We start from the raw sequence: 5,866 nt of genomic DNA, 5'->3' as shown, positions 1-5,866 counted from the left end.
CACTCAGAAAAGGAACATCCAGCGCAGCAGCTCGCGACTACGGCTGGCGGTCTCCGAGCGCGGACTGCAACTGGCGCAGCACCTCCCCCAGCCGCGTAAGCTCCGCTCCGTACCGCGCCCAGTCGCCGCTGCGCTGGGCTTCGAGGGCGCGCTGGTACAACTCGGCCGCCTGGCGGGCAAGAGCTGCCCCGCGCCCGTCGCCGGGACGGGCGGCCGCGCTCGGCGTCGCCGCAACCGCGGCGGGCAGGAGCGCGCCGCCGAACAGCCGCGCCAGCCCGGCCTCCAGCGTCTCCTCCATCACCACCCGGTTCTGGTAGGCGACGACGACGCGCTTCAGCTCGGGGATGCGCCCACCCTCGGCCCGCAGGTAGAGCGGCTGCACGTAGACCAGCGACCCCTCGATCGGGATGACCAGCAGATTGCCGCGGATCACTTCGGAGCCGCGCTGGTCCCACAGCGAGACCTGGCGGGAAACCTCGGTGTCCTGGTTGATCCGGTTGACGATCTGGGTCGGCCCGAAGACCAGGCTTTGCTTGGGGAAGCGGTACACGACCAGCTGGCCGTAGTGCTCCCCGTCGTTGCGCGCCACCATCCACGAGGCCAGGTTGTCCTTGCCGCGCGGCGTGAACGGCACCATGAAGATGAACTCCGCCTCGCGCTCCTCGGGCAGCCGCATCACGATGCGCCGGAGGAACGGGTCCCGCGTCTCCCCTCCCTGCGACAGCACCGGTTTCTGCCACTGATCCTCCCGGTGGTAGAACGTCTCCGGCTCGTCCATGTGGTAGGTGGCGTACATGTCGCTCTGCACCAGGAACAGGTCCTCGGGGTAGCGTAGGTGCGCGCGCAGGTCCGCGGGCATCGCGTCGAGCGGCTGGAAGATGCCGGGGAACACCTTCGCCAGGGTGCGCGCCAGCGGGTCGGCGGGGTCGGCCAGGTAGGCCGTGACGGTACCGTCAAAGGCGTCGATGACCACCTTCACGCTGTTGCGCAGGTAATTGGTGCCGTTGGCGATCGGCTGCGCGTAGGGATAGCGACTCGTCGCGGTGTAGGCGTCGAGGATCCAGCGCAGCCGACCCGCGTCGTCGATCACGAGGTACGGGTCGCCGTCGAAGCGCAGGAACGGCAGCGCCGTGCGCGCCCGCGCCCGGACGTTCCGGATGTACATCGCGCGGCTGTCGTTCGTGATGTCGCTCGACAGCAGCACCTTCAGGGAGCGGAAGTAGGCCGCGAACACCAGCCGCCGCCAGAACGAGCCGACCGGGACGCCCCCGGCACCCGCATAGGAGGTGAAGATGTTCTCGTCGCCAGAGGGGTAGTCGAATTCCCGCTGGCCGGTCCGGGCGAACACCCACGAATCGGTGAGCTCGCCGTAGTAGATCTCCGGGCGAGTCACCCGCAGCGACACGCTGGATGCCGGGGGCAGGTCCTTGATGAAGAGGACCGGCAGGCCCTCCGCCGTCACCTGGTTCACCGGCCCAAGGGTGAGCCCCATGCCGTGCGTGAAGGTGAGCCGCTCGTTGATGAAGGTCCGGGTGGGGAGCGAAGCCGGGTTCAGCTCGCGCGGCGAGAGCAGCACCTGGCGGTACCGGCCGTCTATCCAGTAGCGGTCGTCGTCCACCGACACGAAGTCGTAGTAGGTGCGGATCTCCTGCAACTGCCCGAAGGTCTGGAGCAGCGGGTCGCGATCCCACAGCCGGACGTTGTCTATGGTCGGCCGGTTGGCCCGGATGTCGCGCTCGGTGAGCCGGGCCTCGCCGGTCAGATCGCGCGTCACGACGCTATCCAGCCCCCAGGCCCGCCGCGTCGCCGCGATATGGTAGGCGAGCTGCGGCGTTTCTTTGACCAACTCGTTCGGCGCCACGATCAGTTTCTGGATGATCGCGGGGTAGAGGGCGACGCCGAGCAAGGATACCCCGATGTAGAGCCCGAGTGCGACCAGGGCGTTGCGGGCCAGAAGGTGGCTGCGGGCTCCCCACAGGACCAGCGCCGCGCCGGCCACCGCGGCGACCCCCACGATCCGGAGGCCGGTGAGGGTGGCGTGGAGATCGGCGAAGCTCGCGCCCACCAGCGGCCCGGTGGTGGAGTACAACAGGGCCGGGAGTCGAACGAAGTACACCCGCAGCGCCGCCAGCAGGAACATCAGGGCGATCAGCACGGCGAGGTGCAGCCGGGCCGACGGCTCCACGGTGACGCGCCGCCCGAACACGATGACGTCTCGGCGCAGCACGTACAGGGCGGTGACGGCCAGCAGCGCGAGCATCGTGAGGGCCGTAACGAGCCCGATCGTGCCCGAGAGGACCGGCACCGTGAAGACGTAGTAGCCGACGTCGCGGCCGAAAACGGGATCCGACACGCCGAACGGCGTCCGGTGCAGGAACTGGAGCACGCCCAACCAGCCGCTGCTGGCCCCAACGCCGAACAGCGCTGCCAAGCCCAGGGCCGCCGGCAGGGCCAGGCGGCGCAGCAGGCGTGTCACATCCACCGGGGAGGCGTTGAACGTGAGTACCTGCGGGTTCGGGACGACGCCGCGTTGGGCAAGCCGCAGATTAGCGTAGAGGAAGACGAACGCGACGACGCCGATCCCCCCGCCAAGCAGCAGCTGAGCCAGGAACCGGGTCGTGAACACGCGCCCGTAGCCGAGGGCCTTGAACCAGGGCCATTCCGCGGCGAGCTGGATCAGAGCGGGCAGGAGCAAGAAGAGGACGACCAGCAGGACGAGCGCGATGAGCCCGAGGCGACTCGGCCGATGACCCGGGAGACGGGTTACTCGTGGGGGAGCGGTCATGAAGGGTAAGCTAACCTCGTCGCACGAGGCGTGCTTTCGGCTAGAGCTTCAGGATGGCGAGCACGGTGCCCATCGTGCCCACCCAGAAGAGGAACATCCAGCGCAGCAGCTCGGACTTCAGGGCCTCGAGCTTGGCGTCCAGCCGGGCTTCCAGGCGCCCGAAGTTGGCCTCGAAGAGTTCCTTGAACTCCTGCCGGTAGCTCGTGTCCACGGTGTTGAGCCACTCCATCAGCTCGTTGGCGACCTCGTCACCGAGCTTGTCGTAGAACTTCTTCGACAGCTTTGCCGTAATCGGCATCGGCTCCCCTCAGGCTGAGACCGACGCCAGCCTAAGCCTAAGCTCGGCGAGCCTGGTGGCGCAATCTTGCATCACAGGGCTGTTTTCTTGCCGACCGCGCAGCATCGATCGGCGCGACGTCCCGCGGACGCCGGCGCGATCACCGGTTGCCATACGGGAACCAGGCAGGGGCGGCAAAGGCGAGGTGGCGTTCCTATGCGCGGCGACGGACCGCGCCTGGTCGAGCCGTGCCCACGAGGCGTCTCATGGCTCTCCTCCCAGTGATGCGGTACACTATTCGTCGTCGAGTGACCACCTCATGAGAAGTGCATGAAGCAACCTTCGGAGACCGGTCCCGATCAGGGCCGGCTCGAGCGCGACCTGCGCCGGCTCGCTGTCCCGCGCCATCCGGTGACTTCCCCGGACGCGTTGCGCGCAGCCGAGGACTTCATCGCGCTGGAGCTGGACGCGGCGGGGCTCCGGGTGGAGCGGCAGCTGTTCGAGTGGAAGGGGCGCGAGTTCCACAACGTCGTGGGCACCCTTGACGGCACGGACCCGGCCCGGCCGTGGGTCGTGGTGGGCGCGCACTTCGACTCGGTCGCCGGCTCGCCCGGTGCCGACGACAACGCGAGCGGCGTGGCGGCGCTGCTCGAGGTCGCGCGGATGCTCGGCGGCACGCGTCCCAGGGCCACGGTGCAATTCGTCGGGTTCAACCTCGAAGAGGTGCAGGACTATCTTGGCAACTTCCGCATCGGCAGCCGCGAGTACGTTCGCTGGCTAAAGGCGCGCGGGGCGATGATCGCGGGCGCGCTGGTGCTCGAGATGCTCGGCTTCACGGGGCCGGATCAGGTTGTTCCCGCGGCGGTGAAGCTGGTGAAGAAGATCCCCAAGGAAGGCAACTTCCTCACGGCCGTCGGCGATAGGGACTCACGGGCACTTCTCGCGGTGTTCGAGCGCGCGGCTCGGGACCTCGTGCCGCTGGTGTCGCTGGCGGTGCCGCTCAAGGGATGGCTGGTCCCCGACACCCGCCGCTCGGACAATGCGCGCTTCTGGGACGCGGGGATCCCGGCGCTCATGATCACGGACACGGCGGACCTGCGGAACCCTCACTACCACCAGTTGACGGACACGCCGGAGACGCTGGACTACGGGTTTCTCGCGAAAGCGACGGAGGCGGTCGCGGCGGCCGCGGACGCATTGGCCAGGTGAGCCGGTGCCCTATTCTTCCCCGGTCCGCATTGCGGCAGCCGCAGCATGGTATTACCATTGTTATAACATTCCCGGGAGTACTCCATGCGCGTGAAGGAGACCGTCATCCGCCCCATCGGCAACTCCGCCGGGGTGACCATCCCGAAGCAGATGCTCGAGAAGTACGCCCTCGCCAAAGGTGACCGCGTCTCGATCCAGGAGACGGAGGCGGGGATCCTGCTCACCCCGTACGATCCCGATTTCGCTGAGGTGATGGCGATCGCGCACGAGGTCGGCAAGAAGTACCGCAACGCGCTGCGCGAACTCTCGAAGCGTTAGGCGGGTCGGGGAGATGCCGAAGCGGAGTGAGCCCCGGTGGCTGACGCGTGACCAGGTCGAGGCGATTCACGGCATGCAGCTCGAGCAACATGGCGGCCTGCCCGGGATTCGCGACGCGGGCGCCCTGGAGTCGGCCCTCGGCCGCCCGCGGCACCGGTGGCATTACGGCGCGGCGCACGACGTGGCGGCATGCGCCGCGTCCTACGGGTTCGCGCTCGCGAAGAACCACCCCTTCAGCGACGGCAACAAGCGCACGGCGTTCGTCGCGATGGCGACATTCCTCGCGTACAACGGATTCACGCTGACTGCTCCGGAACCCGCTGCCGTAACCACCATGCTCGCCGTCGCCGACGGCAGCATGACGGAGGACGGCTTGGCCGAATGGCTCCGCGAGAACTCCAAACGTCGGCGCCGCACGGCCAAGTAGGTGGGTAACGGAATGGCACCCGGTTGTCCCGCTCCCGCCCACCCCCGGTGTGACGCGATAGCCTCCACCCGGGTCCAGCAGACCAGGAGGCCCAATGCGCCTTTTCCGTCCGGCACTGCTGTCCGCTCTTCTTGCGACGCCCCTAGCCGCCCAAACGCCGATCGGCGAAGCGGCCCGGTCCGCGATCGCGCCGCGCCAGACCGCGGCGTTCGATATCGCCGCCCTCGTGGACGACCGGACGCGGATCGGTCTCGAGCCTCGACCTGTCCGCGCGCTACTATCCGCCGGCGCTCTCCTTCAGCGGCCCGCAGCAGCGGCTGATGGTGTATGTCGGCGAGTTCATCGGCTACCACCGGCGGCGCGTCGAGCAGACCATCGTCTACTACTACGGATGCCCCTACTGCGAGTCGCCGCCACCGCTTCCTCCCGACTCGCTCCTGACGCCGCCGCCGGATAGCGGCTACTACCCGCCGATCTACATCCCGCCATCGGTGTCACGCTTCACGCGGAACCTGCGCGGGTGGGAGCCCGGCGTGGAGATCGGGGTGAGGTTGATTCCGGCGTCGCCGGTGTTCATCGATGTGGGAGGATGGTTCAAGTTCGTGACCGTGGACGACCCGATGCAGCGGATCAGGCCGGGGGATGTGGATTCGAGATTCGTCGTGGCGGTAGGGATCGGGTGGTAGGCGGCAGTAGTGCGGTAGGGATCGGGTGATAGGTGGCAGTAGAGTTGCAGGGTTGCAGAGTTGCAGCGGCTGGCAGGAAAAACAGGTGGCAGGATCAGATGCCAGGCGAGCTGATGCCTGCCTCCTGCCTCCTGAAGACCGCTGCAACTCTGCAACCCTGCAAC

6 protein-coding genes are annotated in these 5,866 nt (G+C 67.9%); 4 read left to right on the top strand and 2 right to left on the bottom strand.

Annotated features, from left to right (window positions below):
* Positions 1 to 37: 37 nt before the first annotated feature.
* Both Q8Q85_11055 and Q8Q85_11050 read right to left on the bottom strand, forming a co-directional pair.
* Positions 38 to 2,785 (bottom strand): UPF0182 family protein, encoded by a 2,748-nt coding sequence (locus Q8Q85_11055; protein ID MDP3774791.1) that lies wholly within the window; start codon positions 2,783 to 2,785, stop codon positions 38 to 40.
* 40 nt (positions 2,786 to 2,825) lie between these two features.
* On the bottom strand, positions 2,826 to 3,083 hold the full coding sequence (locus Q8Q85_11050; protein MDP3774790.1) for a hypothetical protein: 258 nt from the start codon (positions 3,081 to 3,083) through the stop codon (positions 2,826 to 2,828).
* Between the two features lie 309 nt (positions 3,084 to 3,392).
* Between Q8Q85_11050 and Q8Q85_11045 the strand changes: the two genes are divergently transcribed.
* The 4 genes from Q8Q85_11045 (at position 3,393) to Q8Q85_11030 (ending at position 5,702) form a co-directional block, all read left to right on the top strand.
* Entirely contained in the window at positions 3,393 to 4,271 is an 879-nt protein-coding gene (locus tag Q8Q85_11045; protein MDP3774789.1) for a M28 family peptidase, read from the top strand.
* Between the two features lie 84 nt (positions 4,272 to 4,355).
* Positions 4,356 to 4,589, top strand: coding sequence for an AbrB/MazE/SpoVT family DNA-binding domain-containing protein (locus tag Q8Q85_11040; protein ID MDP3774788.1), 234 nt, complete (start codon positions 4,356 to 4,358; stop codon positions 4,587 to 4,589).
* 13 nt (positions 4,590 to 4,602) lie between these two features.
* On the top strand, positions 4,603 to 5,016 hold the full coding sequence (locus Q8Q85_11035) for a type II toxin-antitoxin system death-on-curing family toxin (protein ID MDP3774787.1): 414 nt from the start codon (positions 4,603 to 4,605) through the stop codon (positions 5,014 to 5,016).
* Positions 5,017 to 5,336: 320 nt separating this feature from the next.
* Positions 5,337 to 5,702 carry a hypothetical protein gene (locus Q8Q85_11030; GenBank protein MDP3774786.1) on the top strand — a complete coding sequence of 122 codons (366 nt, stop codon included), beginning with the start codon at positions 5,337 to 5,339 and terminating at the stop codon, positions 5,700 to 5,702.
* Positions 5,703 to 5,866: the final 164 nt, after the last annotated feature.

The organism is Gemmatimonadales bacterium (assembly GCA_030697825.1).
GTDB lineage: Bacteria > Gemmatimonadota > Gemmatimonadetes > Gemmatimonadales > JACORV01 > JACORV01.
The sequence above is the reverse complement of the archived record's forward strand: the minus strand, read 5'-3'. Positions and strand labels throughout refer to the sequence as shown.